The sequence below is a fragment of the Pseudomonas sp. TKO26 genome, assembly GCF_003225665.1.
Classification (GTDB): Bacteria; Pseudomonadota; Gammaproteobacteria; order Pseudomonadales; family Pseudomonadaceae; genus Aquipseudomonas; species Aquipseudomonas saponiphila.
Map to the genome: position 1 here is coordinate 43,056 of NZ_QKLN01000010.1, position 16,090 is coordinate 59,145.

The following is a 16,090-nucleotide window of genomic DNA, read 5'->3' on the forward strand; positions in this document are numbered from 1 at the left end:
TGCACGGATAAAAATCGTGCATTTTCTTTATCGCCCGGGATCTCTTAGCGTGTCCCCTTCCCCATTGGAGATCCCACCGTGACCAACGCCCGCCCGCGCTTGTACGTCGATGCCCAGTTCACCAGCCCCTATGCCCTGTCCGTGTTCGTGGCGCTGCGGGAAAAGGGCATCGACTTCGAACTGCTGCCGATCGACCTGGAGACGGCCCAGAACCGCACAGCGGACTACGCCCGACTGTCCCTGACGCAGCGAGTGCCGACCCTGGTGCATGAAGGCTTTGCCCTGTCCGAATCCTCGGCCATCGCTGAATACCTGGAGCAGCTGTTCCCGCAAAACCCGGTCTATCCCCACACCCCGCGACAACGCGCCAGAGCCCGCCAGGTCCAGGCCTGGTTGCGCAGCGACCTGCTGCCCATCCGCCAGGAGCGCTCGACTCTGGTGGTGTTCTATGGCCACCGCGGCGGACCGCTGTCGCCGGCCGCCGCAGCAGCGGCGAACCAGCTGATCGCGGCGGCCCAGGAGCTGCTGGCGGATGGCGGTCAGTATCTGTTCGAACAATGGTCCATCGCCGATGTCGATCTGGCGCTGATGCTCAACCGGCTGATTCTCAATGGCGACCCGGTGCCGACGCGCCTGGTGGACTATGCCCGGCACCAATGGCAGCACCCGGCGGTGCAGGAATGGCTGCACCTGCCACGTCCGGCGCTGTAGCAGCCAACGGCCGAAGGTGCTGGCAACCGGGCAAACGGCAAAAACCCTCCCGGCCAACCGGGAGGGTGCAACGACGGAACAGGCGCCTCAGGAGGCCAGCAATGGCCGCTGGCCATAGTTCTTGGCATAGGCATTCTCCACTCCGGGGAGAATTTCCACGACCTTGAAGTAGCGATCCCAGAACGGCGTTTCTCGCAGTTCTTCCACCAACAACTCATAAGCGTGATGGCTGCTGGCCTCCCACCACCAAAGATCGGTGACCCGAGCCGAATAGAACTCGATATCAAAAAAGCGCATGGACACCTCTGCCGAGTGTTTCTGCAGAATCGGCTCCATCTGGGTACGCATCAGATCAAAGCGCTCCTCGACGGAGAATCCCAGCCACTCCGGGGTGGTCTTGACCAGCATGAACACGCTGAGCACGGCGACGGACATAGTGTTGACTCCTGATGAACAAAGGGTTGAGAGACAGGGTTGGCCCAAGCAGAATACGAGCCATCGCTCACCTTTCAAACTCGCATTGGCGCCATGTCAAAACACCCTGCCACGCCCCCCTTGAACCCGCGTAAAACCCCGAGCCAGCGCCGTTCGGCCCACACCGTCGAGGCTATTCTGGAAGCCGCTGCTCGCATTCTGGAAACCCAGGGGCTCACCGCCTGCTCCACCAATGCCGTGGCGCAGCGGGCGGGGGTCAGCATCGGGTCGCTGTATCAGTACTTTCCCAATCGTGATGCCCTGACCGTGGCCCTGATCGAACGAGAGACGGCGCAACTGCTGCACGACATCCAGGCGGCTAGCAATCTCACCGACGCCCTGGAGCGCATCCGCGCCATGGTCCAGGCCGCGGTGACCCACCAGTTGCGCCGGCCGGAACTGGCCCGGGTCATCGATTTCGAGGAACGACGGCTGCCGTTGCAGGAACGCCATCAGCGAGTGGCCCAGGTCATTCATCAAACCCTGGTCGAGGCCCTGCAATTGGCCGATGCGCCATGGGTGCTCGATGACGTGACCACCGTGGCCCATGACCTGTTCGCCCTGACCCACGGCATGATCGATGCCGCGGGTGAGCGAGGCGAAACCGACGCCCTGGACCTGGAGCGCCGGGTCATGCGCGCCATCCGCGGCTACCTGACGATCGCCGGAGAATGATCGGCCAGCGCGGCGACGCTCATTACGGCTGACGCAAATAGGCAAACATATGCTGGGCATAATCGGCCTTGCCCAGGGGCACGCCGTTATGCCGCAGAATGTTGTAGGCCGTGACCAGATGGAAATAGAACTGCGGTATCGCCCAGTTGCGGACGAACTCTTCGCCGTTCATGTCGAAGGCGATACCGTCGCGCAGCTCGATGGCAATGGCTCGCGGGCCACTGCGATCAATCACCTCGCGATCCGCGGCCGCCAGGAACGCCAGAGTATCGTCGATCAGTGCCAGGGCCTCGACCATGCTGACCGGCGCCTGCAGCACGCTCAGCGGCTGCCCGCCAAGGCGCTGCAGCGCTTCCCGGGCCTGGGTGCAGGTAAAACGCACCTGGGCCGCCAGATCATGCATGTCCGGCGCCAGCCTCGACTGCAGCAGAACCTGAGGGTCGAACCCCTGCTCCCGGGCACGCTCCTCGCCCTTGCGTAGAAAGCCGCCAAGGGCCAGCAGCATCTGGGTGAAACAGGGCACGGTGATGGCGTAGATGGACATGAGTCATCCTTCGATGAGGTACAGGCACAGTGATTGATCAGGGCTTGTCGGCCCGCCACAGAACCTGATGGATCCTAGCAGAGGGCGTGCCTGGCCAAGCACCGGGCAACGCCGGAAAAGTACCCCTCGACCGATCCGGCTGGTATGGTGCGCCCCTTGGAAATACACCGCCCGACCCTGAGGAACCTGACCTTGAGCAGTGAAGCAAAAATGACCGGTGACCTGTTCGAAGTCGACAAGCGCCTGGCCCTCAAGCCCATCGTCGACTTCAACAGCTACCTGCGCGCCGCCTTCGCCGACGGCCCTTGCACCTGTGGCCGCTGCGTCGCCAGCCAGGGAGACGAAACCGGCTACGAGCACTCGCACAGCTTCAACTTTGCCGGCAAGGTAGCCAACCGCCGCTTCGCCACCACCGCCGGCAGCGACGTGCTGCTGGCCCTGAAGAAAGCCTGGCTGTCCTTCACCAAGGCCGAACTGCCCGGCAGCGGCGACCTCGACCTGGCGACGGTGAAAGAGTTTGTCGAACCCGAGCTGCACAAACGGCTGCTACCCTTGTTCGTCGCCAGCGGCCTGGTCCAGGAGGTGGATGGCCAGTTGCAGATTCAGGCGCAAGTGGCCGCCTGATACCGGCCAGCGCCGATGGCCCGGCCAGCACCGTGTCGGGCCGCCCCGCCGTGCAAAGCGGCGCAAGATGATGCACTGATAGCACAGCCCAGCGTCATCAGGAGCGAGTATTGGATTCCCACCTGCCAGTCACCGATCAAGAGGCCCTGATTCCCGTCTATCAGGGCTGTCTGTACTTCCTGCCCCTGGCCACGGTCCTCGACCTGCTCCACACGCCGACCTTGCAACGGAATCTGTATGAACAGGCGCATCGGCCTGGCTGGCTGACCTGGAAAACCTTCAGCAAATGGTTTACTGGCTGTCAGCTCACAAGGGACATGCGTCCGACCCAGAAGCTCAAGCTGGAAAAGATGCTGCAAAGCCGTCCGGCGCTGACACAGCTGCAGCAAGAGATTCGGCACAAGGATGCGCTATGGCGACCCTACGCAGAATGGTTGGGCTTGATCGGTAGCCCGCTCTTCAACAGCAAGCCCTGTGTGGACTATTGGAAAGACAAGCTCGAGACAGAGTGGCACCTGGCGTGCAAGCTGCTGCCTTGCGCCCCAAGCGGCGCGGCAAAACTGGCAGTGCTGGCCGCGTCCACCTTGGCCGAAGATCTGGGCACGCCCAGTTCAAGGGCGCGGCTCGAGGCATTGCTGGCAAGCAAACTCGATGATCACGCGCTGACCAGCCATGCCGACTTTGTGCATACGAGACTGGCGGATAGCGTCGCCACATTGCTGCGTTTTGCCGCCTGGCTGACCGCCGATGCCGTGGTGTTGAACGAAGCTCTGATGCAGCAAGGCAGCGTGGAGGACTCCCAGCCACTGATACGCTGGCTGCCAAGGCTGACATCTGACCCATCGGAGTGGAGCAACCCCCTCGGCGAGTGCATTGAACATTTCGTCCGGCTAGCGGGATGTTCTGACACGGCCGCCCTTGGCGAACTCTGGGCCCAGCATGAGTACCAACAGGGCAAAGTCCGGGACATCACCTCCAAACAGCGCCTGCTGCGGGATTGGATCAACGGCGGCAAAGGCCGGCCTTCCCTCACCAGCGTGCGCTCACTGGCCGAGGCAGTCGCGATGAGGACTGCCGCATTGCAAGGCATAGCCGATAGCCAGGGAGGTCGTGAAGTCGATGCGCTACGGCAAATGCTGCATTTCGCCGAAACAATACGTTTTCTGCAGAAAGAGATGCTCAGGCTGGGGCTGCCTGCGCAACTGATCGGCGAAGTGTTCTCCACCTATCCACAGGAGTACCGCAAAGCGCTCATGGTTCTGGGGCATCCCCTGCCCTGAAGATTAGGGCCGGCAGAACTCCGGCCCCAAAGCCTTGGTCATTGAGGTTTTGACGGTGACTGATTCGGATTCAGCTGCTTGCCACGATTACCCTGGCCTTTGTCATAGATGGGGTTGGTACCTGGCGTGCCCTTGTTGGAGTTCTGGATATCCCCTCGGGCATCCCGGGGGCGTTTCCCACTGCCCTTAACCGCACTGCCGCCCTCCCGTGAGCTCCAGTAGGCAGGGTTGTTAGGATTCAGTTGATTGGCGCGGTTGTCGCGGTTTTGCTGGTTCATGATGTATGCCCTTGAGTGAGTTGCCCGTTGACCTTGAAGATCGAGCACAGGATCAACCCCAAGCCTGAAAACACCGAGGAATTGGCGAGGAAGAAAGTCGCCAACGCCGTTCGGTCCCGGCAGAGGCCTACAGCCAGCGCCGCACCCGCTGTCGATAGTCCGCAAAATCAGCGCCAAACAGCTGCCCGAGCGCCCGTTCTTCGGGGCTGATCTGAAAGCGGTTCATGTACAGGACAAACCCCAGGACGCCCAGCAGCACCAGGGGCGAGGCCAGGTATAGCCCCCAGGCCAGCAACCACAGGGCAAAGCCGACGTACATCGGGTTGCGGGTGTAGCGGTAGATGCCCGACGTCACCAGGGCCGAGGCGCTGGCGGGTTTGAGCGGGTTGACCGTGGTCCTGGCCCGGCGAAAGGATAGCCCCCCGGCCAGGACAAACAGCAGCCCGGCCAGCAGCAGCGGCAAGGCCAGCAGCAGGCGCGTGTGCAGGTCCGGATCCAGGCCCGGCAACCAGCGCGAAAACAGTCCCATCAAGACCCCGAACAGCACCGCGACCAGCGGTGGCGGAATGCGGTTTTCCAATGCCTGCATGATGCGTTTCTCCTCTGCCCGGCCGTTGGCCAGGGCGCGTTACAGGTTGCCCGGCCCTTTCCTGCCGTTCGGTGCCGGCGCTGCGCGCAGGGCGGCGTCGCCCTGCCCATGGGGCCCTGCATGCGCGAAAAACCGCGAACACAAGTGTTGAGAGAGCAAGGCGATTGACTCACTATGTCGCTCCTTGCGGGCAGCCCCCAGGACCGCGGCCGCGATAAGCCGCCGGCGATTTATAAAGGGTTCGCCCACTTGCGGCAACGCTGACCCGACACTTCGGAAACCCTGACCATGCAAAACCGGTATCAAGGCAGCTGCCTGTGCGGCGCGGTGACTTATCAAGTGTCCGGCGCGCTGAAAGCCGTCACCCACTGCCATTGCCACAAATGCCAGAAGGGCCACGGTGCAGCCTTTGCCTCCTACGCCAGCACGCCGCGCGCGAATCTGCACCTCAGCGACCCCGACACAGCCCTCAAGGGCTATGAGTCCTCCCCCGGCGTATGGCGCCAGTTCTGCTGCCACTGTGGCTCATCGCTGTTCTGGCGAGATGCCCGGGGCGAATACGCCGAGTGGATTTCAATCGCCATCGCCACCCTGGATACGCCATTCACGGCCCCCAAGCAGAAGCACCACTGCGTGGCCATGAAGGCCAGCTGGCATGCCATCACCGATCACTATCCGCAGCTGCCCTGACCCCGGGCGCAGCAGCGCCACTAGATGAAGGATCGACCAACAGATGAGCCAGCACTGGTGCTACGTATGGCTGCTGCCGCTGCTGGAAAGCCCCTACGAGTCGGTAGCGGCCAACCTGCCCGGCGCCCTGGCCGAGCGGGATATCAAGCACCCGCCGCCCCAGGCGATCGACCTGCGCCAGTTACTGCTGACCGCCCTGGAGTCCGACTCGGAATACTGGGCGCAACGTGCCGTGATCTGGCTGGAGTCGGGTTTTCCACTGGATCGCGAGCTGTGCGAAACCCTGCTGCATCAGGTTTCTCGCAAACGCTTCAGCCAATCCATCCGGCACCGGCTGACGCCCCTGGGCAAGCGCTGGCTGCGTCAGCACGGCCCGACAAATTGAACGCCACCGCGCCCGGCGCCGCTAGCGCGCCGCCAGATCCTTGGGTTTGTAGAACAGGAAATGGCCGATTTCAGTGGTCTTGATATAGCTCTTGGCCCACTGCGGTGAAACGCTGCGGTCGTGAAAGTACAGGGCACCGCCGGTGCGGTCCTTGAGCTGCTGATTCAGCGCCTTGCGGGCAATTTCCTTGGCGATGGTGTAGCGCTCTTCCTCTTGCACCTGGTCGGGACGGCCGTCACACCACCAAGAAAACTGGCAGGGACTTTTCTCCGAACCCTGCTTGACCACTTCGCACACGGTAGACGGAAACCCCTCATGGCCCAGGCGGTTCAGGACCACATCGGCCACCGCTTCCATATCGGCAGACTCGCCGCCTTTGGCTTCCCAATACAGGGTCCGCGACAGACAGGTGATGGCATCGTCCACCGGTGCCTGTCCGGCGGGATCCACGGCCTGGACTTCAGTCCTGGTGATGGGGGCCGCCTGGGGCTCGGCCTTGGGGCTCTCTTTGTCCGCGACCTTCTGCTCCAGAACCTGTGCCTTGTCCTTGGCGACTTCCTGAATTGCAGCTTGCGGCTCGGCGGCCAGCAGCTGGGCGACATAGAGCATCAAACCGTAGCAGGCAAGCCTTGTGATGAAGTGCATGATCGACTCTTCCAACAAGTCATGGACCCTGGATCAACGCCAGCCCCGAGCCATTGAGCGACAGAGCAGCGCACCGAGGCCGGCGCACGGGCGCGTAGGCGACAACCGACGGGTCATGAGCGGGCCATATCGAATCGACCATGGCGCCACAAAAACATTCCCTTGAAAAACACTCACCGGGCTGGGGACGCCGGACCTCGGCGCAGCGTCCCGCTCCATGGCCTAGAACTTGTAGCCCAACCCCACCATGTACACGAACGGGTCGACATCCACATTCACCTTGGAACGCACCCCGAGCTGGCTGTTGTTCACATAGGCATCGGTGTTGATGTCGATGTAGCGCATCTGCGCGTTGAGCATCAGCCGGTCGGTGAGCATGTAGTCCATGCCCACTTGTGCCGCCCAGCCCCAGGAGTTGCCAGCGCGAAAATTGTCGAAACCGGCGGCCGAAGCCCGGCTGCCGACCTTTTCATCGTAGATCCAGGTGTAGTTGAGCCCCGCCCCCACATAGGGCTGGAACGCCGATTTGCTGTGCATCGGGTAGTACAGCAGGCTCAGGGTCGGTGGCAGGTGCTTGAGGGAGCCGAGCTTGCCATCGGCGATACCGCCGGCGGTGCCGCTGAGGCTCACGTTGTGTTCAAAGGGGGTCGCCGCCAACAGTTCCACCGCCAGATGGTTGGTCAGCATGTAGGCGAAGTTCAGGCCCAATTGGGTATCGCTGCCCAGGCTCGCCTTGCCCCCCAGGTTGGTGCCGGCCAGGGCGCCACGATCGACCTTGACGCTGGAACTGCTCTCGCGCGGGTCCACCGTCACCGCGCCGGCACGGACAATGATGTCGCCGGCTTCGAAGGCCTGGGCCGTGGAAACGGCCAGGGAAGACAACAGCAGGCTGGTACTCAGAAGGGTCAATTTACGCATGCATCACTCCACTACTCGAACAACGGCCAACCCGCCAGGCGTGATCACGGCGGGCTGTGCCAGGGAGGCTCGAGTATCGAGAAGCGGGTAAAGACGCACATCTGCCGAATGACATAGGCCGCGGCCGATCGGCCTGGGGATGCGTTGCCAGGTGTTTCGTGGCGCCAGGCCAGGAGCGAGCGCCCGGCCTGTTTTCCCTCAGCCGAGCAACCCGGCGTTCTTCAGCAGCTCGCCCAGCCCCTGGGGCACCAGCGGCGTGCCTTCGCTAAAGCTGCGGCTGTCATGCCAGCGGGCAACGAAGGGGGCGCCGTCGCTTTCCCGGGCATCGAGATGGGCGCGCTGGTAAACGCTCGGATCGTCGAAGCGGGCGTCGTAGACCTGGACGATTTCATGGCCGGGTTTGCCGGCGAAGGTGAACAGGCTTTCCAGGGTGCCGATCAGCCGCAGGTGGTTGATCGACTGCCCCAGTTCCTCCTGCACTTCCCGGACAATCGCCCGAGCACTGTGCTCCCCGAAATCGATACCGCCGCCCAGCGGCCGGAACAGCGTCTGTTGCGTGTCGGCATCAACGAACTGATTGACCAGGATCTTGCCCTGGTGGTGGAAGACACACAGCGCCAGCGCGCGAATACGAGGTTCAGACACGGGATAAAGTCCATTTGCCGGTACGGGGCGCGGCATTAGAACACAGCACAGCGAGCATCAACCAAGGTAAAAATACTTCACCGCCAACGCCGGCACCTCCTCCATCGCCGACCACAGCTGCTCGTCCAGCTCGCCGCTGATCAGCTCATGCTGCTCGTCGCTGAGCAAGCCGGGAATGTCCCAGCGTTGCTCCAGTTGCGGATGGCCCTCAAGGTGGGCGATCAACTGCCGCTGGCGGCTGACCAGCCCCCGGGCGTTGCGTGCGCCGATGGCCGCCAGGGTGTCCAGCGCCAGCTCACAGGTCTGCTCGCCCCAGTTGCAGAAGAACTGCAGGAAGCCGCCGTTGTAGCCGTCCGCCTCCAGGCGCCAGAGCGCAACGATGGCTTGATCGTCCGCCGGCAAGCGGTCGAGCTGCCACTCCACCGCCTGCAAGCGCGCCATGGACTCATCGCACAGGTGCTCCCAGATCCAATCGATGGCCTCGACACTGACCCCTGACTCGCCCAACTGCGGCCAGGACACCCAACGCCCTCGGCGCTCGATCTGAAACTGCGCCCGCTGCTCGGGGGTGGCCTCGTGCAGGCATCGGTAGCGGCTCAGCGGCTGACGCAATTGCAGGCCATCGGCCCAGCCGAGGCAGAGCATTTCGGCATCAAAGCTGACATGGGTGATGGGGCTGAGGTTCATCGAGCGGATCCTTGCAAGTAGAGGGTCAATGACGCGGCGCCGGCGGATTACTCGCCGGTGGTCACGGGGCGCCGCGGGCCCAGGCCGTTGAACAGCGATAACAGCATCCCGGCCAGCAGTCCAAGCAGCAGGAACGGAAAGACCCCACGGTTGAACAAGGGGATCCAGTAGTCCAGACCCGAAGCCCCCTTCAGTGATTCGGCGAACAATCCCGGGGCCCCGGACAGCAGCCAGATCAGCAGGCCACTGAGCCCGCCACCGATCACATAGCGCCAGCCGGTGGCGAGGAAGCGCTCCACCAGCCAGAGCATCGGCCAGCAGACCAGCATCGAAATCCACGCACCGATCAGCGCCCCGAGCGAGAAAACCGGCAGGCTTTCCACGCCCTTTGGATAGAGCGTCACTGCCACCCCACCGAGCGTCAGCGCCCCTGACAGCGGCACGGCCAGAATCCGCCACCCTTGCCGCGCCCGCCCATGAAGCGGCACCGGCAAATTGTCGATACCCCGGCTCACCAGACTGTACAGAGCGCCCAGGACCAACCCGCCGGCCAGCGGCAACAACAGCAACTGCATCCACGAGGTGCGCACCAGCAAGGTGGCGACCAGGCTCAGGATCAGGCCGAGCCACAGATAGCGTGTCCTGGCTTGCGGCCAGCGCCGGTCCATCCACAGCAACAGGGGAATGCCCAGGACCATGGCAATCACGCTGCCAAACAGAAACCCGGAAAACAGCTGCGTGCCATTCCAGCCCTTGATCAGGCCCTTGGTCACGGCATAGACCAGACCGGCGCAGGCCGGCAGTGCAAACAATCGCAGTTCGGCATTGGGCCGCATAAGGTTTACCTGGGTTGGCAGCGAGTGCCGGATTGAATAATGGAGCGTTTCTACACAACTGCGGCGGACTAATCCACTGCTGGAAAAATCCTGCGCAAGCTTGAAGGTGGTAGACGAACGCCAGACCCCGCCCGGCTGGATTCGTACCTACTGGCCGGACGAAGTCATCGCGCTGCTCGAAACCGGCGGCGTCGAAGCCGTCAGCCTCGACCACGACCTCGGCGATGACTCACGCGGCACCGGCTACGACGTGATCCTGTGGATCGAAGAGGCGGTGGCGCTGCATGGGTTCTGTCCCCCGCAGATTCATATCCATTCGGTCAATGCCAGCGCCGTGGAAAAGATGCGCGCGGGTGTGCAATCGATCTATCGACTGGCGCGCAACAACGGATGCCGCCCACCAACCGACAACCGCTGAAGCGGCCAGCGCCCGCTTGATTGTCACGCCACGGGGTTACACAAAACGCGCGGCGAGCGGCGGCGGGCTGGGCCAATCGGCCCTCAACAACCCGTACTGCACCAGGTCATGATGCGCCCCCAGCCAATACCCCGCCTGCCGTGACAGCCCTTCGCGAACAAACCCCATCCGCTCCAACAACCTGAGGCTCGCCAGGTTCTGCGGGTGCACCTGGGCCTCGATCCGGTTCAGCGTCATGTGGGCAAAGCCCCAGTCGAGGATGGCCTCCAGCGCCTCGGTCATCAGCCCCTGCCCTTGCGCTGCACGCGCCAGCTCGAAGCCGATGGCGCAGCTGCGCCACTGGCGGTTCCATTTGCACAGGCCACAGGTGCCCAGCAGGCCGGGTTCGGCATGGCGTTCGATACCCCAGCGGACGCCCGGGTTGGGCAAGGTCCGCCAGCTGGCGAACAGCGCCAGCAATTGCTCGGCCTGCTGGTAATCGGTAATGGGGTCGGTGCCGAACCACTGCATGGCCTCGGCGTCGCTGTGAATCGCGAACAGCGCCGGGATATCGCTCGGCACCAATTCCCTGAGGATCAGGCGCGGGGTGCGAATAACCGGAAAATCGCTCAATTGCAGCCCCCCTAGCCTGCCAACCGCCGCCCCAGGATCTGCGCATACTCGCCCTTGATCTGCTCGAAGCCGTACTTGTGCTCCAGGCGCTTGACGATGAAGTGCCCGCGGGCCATGTCCTGATAGAAGTCGGTGAACAGTGCATTGATGGTGGCGCCGGTAAAGGCGCCGATCACCGGCACCGCCTGGGCCGCGAACTTGCTGGAAATGGTCACGCCGTAACGGCTGGCGACCTTCTCGATCAGCAGCGCCAGCCACTTGCCCACCTGCCCCGGCGACAACCGGCCGGCCGCCCCGGCACCCTGTTTGGCGGCAATCGCCGCCAGTTCCTTGGACAACTGCTGCATGGCCTGGGTGGTGAAGCTGCGGGTGATGTAATAGCCGGTCTCGGTGGCGTCATCGGCCTGGCTGTTGCCGCCCATGGCGAACACTTCGATGCACGCCTGCTTGGTGGCGAAATCCTCCAGGTCGAAGCCTTCGCTGCGAGCCACATCGGCCACCGAGCGCATCATGATGGTGGTGGAAATAGGCAATTCGACGAACAGCGCGGCAAACCCGAAAGCGCCGCCCACTGCGCCGGAGGTGGCGGCATAGACTTTGTGCAGGAGCGTCGACGCCTGTTTTTTCGGGGTGTTTTCCAGGCTCCACAGTGCGGCATCGGCGGAGGTGTGCAGCGCGGCCACCACCGCGCCATTGATTTTTCCGGACACCCAATTGGGCAACGCCTTGACCGCGCTTTCAATCGGCGAGCCCAGCAGGCCGGACAGGCGCGCGGTCAACGAAGGGGATTCCAGCAGGCTGACGGCCCGCTTCAGGTCCTGATAATCCTCGGGACTGTCTTTGATACTCACCGGTTTCTCCATGGGCTGCGACCTACTGCGCCCGGGCAGCATAAACCGCTTGCCGCTCAGATCACGACAAGATTCATCCTGCCGGGGCGCCCCCACGAAGCTGACGCTTCATGGGGGCGCAGAGGTGGCAGCAGGTCAATCCTGCAACCAGACCCGCACCTGAGGCTGCGCGCCTTCGATGAACACCAGGCTGGCCACCTGCCCCGCCTCGATCAGGTCCTGACGGGCCCATTGCAGGGACTCCAGCAGCGGCGCACGCTGCACCAGCTCAACGCGCGCCACTGCGGCCTTCATCGACTGCCGGGCATCGGACTTGGCCTTGCGAATGGCCGCCAGCGTGGCGCTGACCGCCTCCAGCATCGGCTCGACAAAGTCCTCGGCCACCTGCGCCTCGGGCCACTGGGCACGGTGCACCGAACCCGGCTGCCAGCAACGCCAGACCTCCTCGCAGACAAAGGGCAGAAACGGCGCGAACAAACGTTGCAGGACACTCAAGGCCGCCGCCAGGGCGTTGCGCGCCGAGTGCCCCTCGAGGCGATAGGCGCGGCGCTTGACCAGCTCGACATAGTCATCGCAGAACCACCAGAAGAAACCCTCGATGCCGATCAGCGCGCTGCTGTAGTCGTAGCCCTCCAGCGCCGCCTCGGCGGCGGCGGTGACCGCCCCCAGGCGTTGCAGCATGGCCTGGTCCAGCCTCTGCTCGACCGGCCCCTGCGGGTCGCCCGGCACGCCGAATACCAGCTTCGACAGGTTGAACAACTTCAGCGCCAGGCGCCGGCCGATCTTCATCTGCTGCTCTTCGAAGGCGGTGTCGCTGCCCGGGCGCCCGAGGGCCGCCCAATAGCGCACGGCATCGCTGCCGTATTGCTCCAGCAAGCCCTGGGGCGTGACCACATTGCCCCGCGACTTGGACATCTTCTTGCGGTCCGGATCGAGGATCCAGCCCGACAGCGCCACATGCTTCCAGGGCGCCGTGGCCGCCTCGAAGTGGCTGCGCACCAAGGTCGAGAACAGCCAGGTGCGGATGATGTCGTGACCCTGGGGGCGCAGGTCCATGGGGTAGACCCGGGCAAACAGGTCGTCGCCCTCCTCCCAGCCGGCGGCGATCTGCGGGGTCAGGGAGCTGGTAGCCCAGGTGTCCATGATGTCCCGTTCGCCGATAAAGCCATGGGGCTGGCCGCGTTGCTCGGGGCGGTAGCCCGCTGGCGTATCCAGGGTCGGGTCCACCGGCAGCGAGGCCTCGTCTGCCAGGATCGGCCTGTCGTAGTCCGCTTCGCCCTGGGCATCCAGGGGATACCAGAACGGAAGCGGCACGCCGAACACCCGCTGGCGGCTGATCAGCCAGTCGCCATTGAGGCCGCCGACCCAGTGCTCGTAGCGGCTGCGCATGAACGGCGGATGCCACTCCAGGGCCTGGCCGCGGCCGAGCAACTGCTGGCGCAGTTCAGCGCTGCGCCCACCGTTGCGCAGGTACCACTGGCGCGTGGCGACAATCTCCAGGGGCTGGTCGCCCTTCTCAAAAAACTTCACCCCGTGCCGGATCGGTCGCGGTTCGCCAAGCAAGGCGCCGCATTCGCGCAATAGCGCCAGCAAGGTCTTGCGCGCCTGGGGCAGGCTGCGCCCGGCCAGCGTTGCATAGGCTTGGCGCGCGGCCGGGGTGGCCAGCCAGTCGGGAACCTGGGCCAGCAACCGACCGTCCGCGCCGATGATCGAGCGGGTCGGCAACTGCAGTTCACGCCACCAGAGCACATCGGTCAGGTCGCCAAAGGTACAGACCATCGCCAGCCCACTGCCCTTCTGCGGGTCGGCCAGGGCGTGGGCCAGCAACGGCACCTCGACCTCGAACAGCGGCGAGCGCAGCCGCTGGCCGAAGCGCCCCTGGTAACGCGGATCGTCCGGATGCGCCACCAGCGCCACACAGGCCGCGAGCAATTCGGGACGGGTGGTGGCAATGCTCAGGTCCGGTCCGTCGATGCCCTCAAAGCGCAGCTCGTGATAGGCCCCGGCCACCTCCCGCTCCTCCAGCTCGGCCTGGGCCACGGCGGTCTGGAAGGTCAGGTCCCACAGGCAGGGTGCCTGCTGGCTGTAGAGTTCGCCGCGCCGGTAATTGCGCAGCAAGGCGCGCTGGCTGACCCGTTGCGCACGCTCATCGATGGTGGCGTAGGTCAGGCCCCAGTCCACCGACAGGCCCAGTTGCATGAACAAGCGGCGAAAGGCCTGCTCGTCGACGGCGGTCAACTGGTGGCACAGCTCGACAAAGTTGCGCCGGCTGACCGGCGCATAGTCGGCGCGCCGCTCGGCGACCCGGGCCGGTGGCTGCAACTGCGGCTGGTAAGGCGCCAGGGGCTCGCAGCGCACGCCGTAGTAGTTCTCGACCCGGCGTTCGGTGGGCAAGCCGTTGTCGTCCCAGCCCATGGGATAGAACACGGCCTTGCCGCGCATGCGTTGGAAGCGCGCGATGATATCGGTGTGGGTGTAGCTGAACACATGGCCGACGTGCAACGAGCCGGAGGCCGTAGGTGGCGGTGTGTCGATGGAGTAGACCGCGTCCCGGGTGGCACTGCGATCGAAGGCGTAGGTGCCCTCTTCCAGCCAGCGCTGGGACCAGCGTGTTTCGAGGTGTTCAAGCGAGGGTGTGGCGATGGGGCAAAGCGTTGCGGTTACACGTTTAACGGTGACATAGCATCCTCCTGTTATCACCCGGTGGCGCCGCAAAGGTCGGCGCCGAGGGGAAAATATATAGAGGATTGCGCGGCATTAGTAAATCGCCCGAGCGCGGCTTTTAGCATTGCGTCTCAATCGAACTGCAGTTGCGCGGCCGATGCCGGGTACTGGCTCTGCAGGCGCCGCAGGCATTGTTCCATCAGCCGCGCATCGTCCGGCAAGCGTCGGGAAAGGCTGTGCCAGCCCGTGATCCGCAACTGCTGCGGCATCTCCACCAGACCAGAAATGGCATCCCAGAAGGCATCCCAGTTGCAGCCATACCAAAGGGGCAAGCCCAAGGCATCGCGCAAGGCCAGATGCAGCTCACGGGCCGAGCCCAGGTCGCGTACATCGATTTCCAGCAACTGCGGGCGAGTCATGTTCCGTGCCTCTGCTCAGGTTCATCGGCCGCCAGCATACCCGATGCCGGGGCCCATCCTGGCAGGCGTTGGTGCGGCGCAAGGACTGGGGCACGACCCGTGCCCTGACGGCCGCTCATGCCGCCGGCGGATTCACGGCTGCCCCGACGCCAGTTCCTGGCTGGTGTACTGCTGGCTCTTGCTGTCGTAGACGTAGGTCAGGTTATCGGCTGCGGCCAGGGAGCGGATTTTTCCCGGGCCCTGGAAGGTGGTGCCGCTGACCTTGACCTGCACCTGCGGCAACGGCCCCTGGCCGGCCACAAAACTCAACTCGCCGTCGCTGCCGATACAGGGCATTACCGCACCCTCGTCACAAGCGGCGGAATTGTCCTCACCGGTGCGCACCTGCCCCAGATAGGACCAGACCCAGCCATCGTCTTCCGGCTTCTTGTTCGGGTTGAACAGCAACATCGTGTAGCCCTTGGTCACCACACCGTTGTCGAACGTGGCGGTGGGCACCGCCAGCAACAGCCGGCCATCGGCGGTGCGTTGCTCCACGGCCTGGCGCTTGCCGTCAACCTCCTCGGGCTTTTCCCGGCCGCCGAAGAAACCGATCTTGCGTTCGATGCTGCGGATGGAATAGGCCGGCGTCTGGCCCGGGTGGGTGAGTTCGAAGGTCGCATCTGCCAGCCGCACCTGGACCTCGGGGGCGGCAAAATCCTCGCCCTGGCGGGCCGCGCTGTCCCGGGTGTGCCAGACAAAGGTGGCGTAGTAGTGCTTGCCGTCGACGTCCAGCTCCTGGCCGTACCAGAAGGTCGCGGTGACGCCGTCCTGGAGTTGCGCCTCCTCATCCTGGTCGGGCACCTCGACGTTGTGCATCACCGCCAGCACCGCACCGGGGGGAATCGGTGCCGGCCCGGCCTGGGCCAGCAACGGCAACGCGAGGACCAGGCCGGCCACGCCCCAACCCGCCAACGTCTTGCCCAGGCTATCGCCCAGACCTTTCCCGAATCTGCATTTCATCAATCGCACGTCCCTGTAGAGTCCGAAACTGCCGCCGGCCAAACCGGCCGCGGATGACACAACGTGGCGATCATATAGACCCGATTTCGCCAGCGACAAGTGTCGACCGCATGAGCGGTCAGCCCCTGATCCCCGCCGCAGCC

21 protein-coding genes are annotated in these 16,090 nt (G+C 64.0%); 7 read left to right on the top strand and 14 right to left on the bottom strand.

Features of this window, described 5'->3' with window-relative positions:
* Window positions 1-78 precede the first annotated feature (78 nt).
* Complete coding sequence (gene yfcF / locus DNK59_RS16175; protein WP_110723849.1) at window positions 79-711, top strand: glutathione transferase; 633 nt, start codon at window positions 79-81, stop codon at window positions 709-711.
* An 87-nt stretch (window positions 712-798) separates the two neighbouring features.
* Here yfcF and DNK59_RS16180 read toward each other — a convergent pair whose 3' ends face one another.
* Complete coding sequence (locus tag DNK59_RS16180) at window positions 799-1,146, bottom strand: darcynin family protein (protein ID WP_256596414.1); 348 nt, start codon at window positions 1,144-1,146, stop codon at window positions 799-801.
* A gap of 93 nt (window positions 1,147-1,239) precedes the next feature.
* Here DNK59_RS16180 and DNK59_RS16185 point away from each other — a divergent pair, with 93 nt between their 5' ends.
* Window positions 1,240-1,860 (top strand): TetR/AcrR family transcriptional regulator, encoded by a 621-nt coding sequence (locus tag DNK59_RS16185; RefSeq protein WP_110723982.1) that lies wholly within the window; start codon window positions 1,240-1,242, stop codon window positions 1,858-1,860.
* A 22-nt stretch (window positions 1,861-1,882) separates the two neighbouring features.
* Here the strand turns inward: DNK59_RS16185 and DNK59_RS16190 are convergent, their stop codons facing one another.
* Window positions 1,883-2,404 (bottom strand): DUF1993 family protein, encoded by a 522-nt coding sequence (locus tag DNK59_RS16190; protein WP_110723850.1) that lies wholly within the window; start codon window positions 2,402-2,404, stop codon window positions 1,883-1,885.
* 210 nt (window positions 2,405-2,614) lie between these two features.
* On the opposite strand from DNK59_RS16190, the gene DNK59_RS16195 reads away from it, so the two are divergent.
* Window positions 2,615-3,028: a hypothetical protein gene (locus DNK59_RS16195; protein WP_371920295.1), complete on the top strand. Its 414-nt coding sequence runs from the start codon at window positions 2,615-2,617 to the stop codon at window positions 3,026-3,028.
* A 110-nt stretch (window positions 3,029-3,138) separates the two neighbouring features.
* Window positions 3,139-4,308: a hypothetical protein gene (locus DNK59_RS16200; RefSeq protein WP_110723851.1), complete on the top strand. Its 1,170-nt coding sequence runs from the start codon at window positions 3,139-3,141 to the stop codon at window positions 4,306-4,308.
* A 38-nt stretch (window positions 4,309-4,346) separates the two neighbouring features.
* On the opposite strand, the gene DNK59_RS16205 is transcribed toward DNK59_RS16200, so the two are convergent.
* Both DNK59_RS16205 and DNK59_RS16210 read right to left on the bottom strand, forming a co-directional pair.
* A complete protein-coding gene (locus tag DNK59_RS16205) occupies window positions 4,347-4,586 on the bottom strand; it encodes a hypothetical protein (protein WP_177431257.1) in 240 nt (79 codons plus the stop codon).
* Between the two features lie 127 nt (window positions 4,587-4,713).
* Window positions 4,714-5,175, bottom strand: coding sequence for an isoprenylcysteine carboxylmethyltransferase family protein (locus DNK59_RS16210; protein WP_110723853.1), 462 nt, complete (start codon window positions 5,173-5,175; stop codon window positions 4,714-4,716).
* A 288-nt stretch (window positions 5,176-5,463) separates the two neighbouring features.
* On the opposite strand from DNK59_RS16210, the gene DNK59_RS16215 reads away from it, so the two are divergent.
* Both DNK59_RS16215 and DNK59_RS16220 read left to right on the top strand, forming a co-directional pair.
* Complete coding sequence (locus DNK59_RS16215; RefSeq protein WP_110723854.1) at window positions 5,464-5,865, top strand: GFA family protein; 402 nt, start codon at window positions 5,464-5,466, stop codon at window positions 5,863-5,865.
* Between the two features lie 43 nt (window positions 5,866-5,908).
* Window positions 5,909-6,250, top strand: a complete 342-nt coding sequence (locus DNK59_RS16220) for a hypothetical protein (protein ID WP_110723855.1) — start codon at window positions 5,909-5,911, stop codon at window positions 6,248-6,250.
* Between the two features lie 21 nt (window positions 6,251-6,271).
* Here DNK59_RS16220 and DNK59_RS16225 read toward each other — a convergent pair whose 3' ends face one another.
* From DNK59_RS16225 to DNK59_RS16245, 5 genes are all read right to left on the bottom strand, one after another.
* Window positions 6,272-6,895 (bottom strand): cell wall hydrolase, encoded by a 624-nt coding sequence (locus DNK59_RS16225; protein WP_110723856.1) that lies wholly within the window; start codon window positions 6,893-6,895, stop codon window positions 6,272-6,274.
* A 222-nt stretch (window positions 6,896-7,117) separates the two neighbouring features.
* Entirely contained in the window at window positions 7,118-7,813 is a 696-nt protein-coding gene (locus tag DNK59_RS16230; RefSeq protein WP_092315726.1) for an OmpW family protein, read from the bottom strand.
* Window positions 7,814-8,011: 198 nt separating this feature from the next.
* Entirely contained in the window at window positions 8,012-8,458 is a 447-nt protein-coding gene (locus DNK59_RS16235) for an NUDIX hydrolase (protein WP_177431259.1), read from the bottom strand.
* Window positions 8,459-8,515: 57 nt separating this feature from the next.
* Window positions 8,516-9,145: a DUF4375 domain-containing protein gene (locus DNK59_RS16240; RefSeq protein WP_110723858.1), complete on the bottom strand. Its 630-nt coding sequence runs from the start codon at window positions 9,143-9,145 to the stop codon at window positions 8,516-8,518.
* A 47-nt stretch (window positions 9,146-9,192) separates the two neighbouring features.
* Complete coding sequence (locus DNK59_RS16245) at window positions 9,193-9,981, bottom strand: hypothetical protein (protein WP_110723859.1); 789 nt, start codon at window positions 9,979-9,981, stop codon at window positions 9,193-9,195.
* Between the two features lie 106 nt (window positions 9,982-10,087).
* On the opposite strand from DNK59_RS16245, the gene DNK59_RS16250 reads away from it, so the two are divergent.
* Window positions 10,088-10,399 carry a cyclic-phosphate processing receiver domain-containing protein gene (locus DNK59_RS16250; RefSeq protein WP_256596434.1) on the top strand — a complete coding sequence of 104 codons (312 nt, stop codon included), beginning with the start codon at window positions 10,088-10,090 and terminating at the stop codon, window positions 10,397-10,399.
* Between the two features lie 36 nt (window positions 10,400-10,435).
* Here DNK59_RS16250 and DNK59_RS16255 read toward each other — a convergent pair whose 3' ends face one another.
* The 5 genes from DNK59_RS16255 to DNK59_RS16275 form a co-directional block, all read right to left on the bottom strand.
* Complete coding sequence (locus DNK59_RS16255) at window positions 10,436-11,011, bottom strand: GNAT family N-acetyltransferase (RefSeq protein WP_110723861.1); 576 nt, start codon at window positions 11,009-11,011, stop codon at window positions 10,436-10,438.
* A gap of 11 nt (window positions 11,012-11,022) precedes the next feature.
* A complete protein-coding gene (locus DNK59_RS16260; RefSeq protein ID WP_110723862.1) occupies window positions 11,023-11,874 on the bottom strand; it encodes an EcsC family protein in 852 nt (283 codons plus the stop codon).
* 123 nt (window positions 11,875-11,997) lie between these two features.
* The gene (gene valS, locus DNK59_RS16265) at window positions 11,998-14,562 is read right to left on the bottom strand and encodes a valine--tRNA ligase (protein WP_177431260.1); all 2,565 of its coding nucleotides are present in this window, start codon (window positions 14,560-14,562) and stop codon (window positions 11,998-12,000) included.
* A 95-nt stretch (window positions 14,563-14,657) separates the two neighbouring features.
* Entirely contained in the window at window positions 14,658-14,945 is a 288-nt protein-coding gene (locus DNK59_RS16270) for a barstar family protein (protein WP_110723863.1), read from the bottom strand.
* A gap of 132 nt (window positions 14,946-15,077) precedes the next feature.
* Window positions 15,078-15,947, bottom strand: coding sequence for a hypothetical protein (locus DNK59_RS16275; RefSeq protein ID WP_110723864.1), 870 nt, complete (start codon window positions 15,945-15,947; stop codon window positions 15,078-15,080).
* Between the last annotated feature and the right edge of the window lie 143 nt (window positions 15,948-16,090).

Excerpts from the sequence above, each read along its gene's own strand:
- DNK59_RS16180 (WP_256596414.1), bottom strand. The coding sequence starts at position 1,146 with ATGTCCGTCGCCGTGCTCAGCGTGTTCATGCTGGTCAAGACCACCCCG.
- DNK59_RS16185 (WP_110723982.1), top strand. The coding sequence starts at position 1,240 with ATGTCAAAACACCCTGCCACGCCCCCCTTGAACCCGCGTAAAACCCCG.
- DNK59_RS16190 (WP_110723850.1), bottom strand. The coding sequence starts at position 2,404 with ATGTCCATCTACGCCATCACCGTGCCCTGTTTCACCCAGATGCTGCTG.
- DNK59_RS16195 (WP_371920295.1), top strand. The coding sequence starts at position 2,615 with ATGACCGGTGACCTGTTCGAAGTCGACAAGCGCCTGGCCCTCAAGCCC.
- DNK59_RS16205 (WP_177431257.1), bottom strand. The coding sequence starts at position 4,586 with ATGAACCAGCAAAACCGCGACAACCGCGCCAATCAACTGAATCCTAAC.
- DNK59_RS16210 (WP_110723853.1), bottom strand. The coding sequence starts at position 5,175 with ATGCAGGCATTGGAAAACCGCATTCCGCCACCGCTGGTCGCGGTGCTG.
- DNK59_RS16215 (WP_110723854.1), top strand. The coding sequence starts at position 5,464 with ATGCAAAACCGGTATCAAGGCAGCTGCCTGTGCGGCGCGGTGACTTAT.
- DNK59_RS16220 (WP_110723855.1), top strand. The coding sequence starts at position 5,909 with ATGAGCCAGCACTGGTGCTACGTATGGCTGCTGCCGCTGCTGGAAAGC.
- DNK59_RS16225 (WP_110723856.1), bottom strand. The coding sequence starts at position 6,895 with ATGCACTTCATCACAAGGCTTGCCTGCTACGGTTTGATGCTCTATGTC.
- DNK59_RS16230 (WP_092315726.1), bottom strand. The coding sequence starts at position 7,813 with ATGCGTAAATTGACCCTTCTGAGTACCAGCCTGCTGTTGTCTTCCCTG.
- DNK59_RS16240 (WP_110723858.1), bottom strand. The coding sequence starts at position 9,145 with ATGAACCTCAGCCCCATCACCCATGTCAGCTTTGATGCCGAAATGCTC.
- DNK59_RS16245 (WP_110723859.1), bottom strand. The coding sequence starts at position 9,981 with ATGCGGCCCAATGCCGAACTGCGATTGTTTGCACTGCCGGCCTGCGCC.
- DNK59_RS16260 (WP_110723862.1), bottom strand. The coding sequence starts at position 11,874 with ATGGAGAAACCGGTGAGTATCAAAGACAGTCCCGAGGATTATCAGGAC.
- DNK59_RS16270 (WP_110723863.1), bottom strand. The coding sequence starts at position 14,945 with ATGACTCGCCCGCAGTTGCTGGAAATCGATGTACGCGACCTGGGCTCG.
- DNK59_RS16275 (WP_110723864.1), bottom strand. The coding sequence starts at position 15,947 with ATGAAATGCAGATTCGGGAAAGGTCTGGGCGATAGCCTGGGCAAGACG.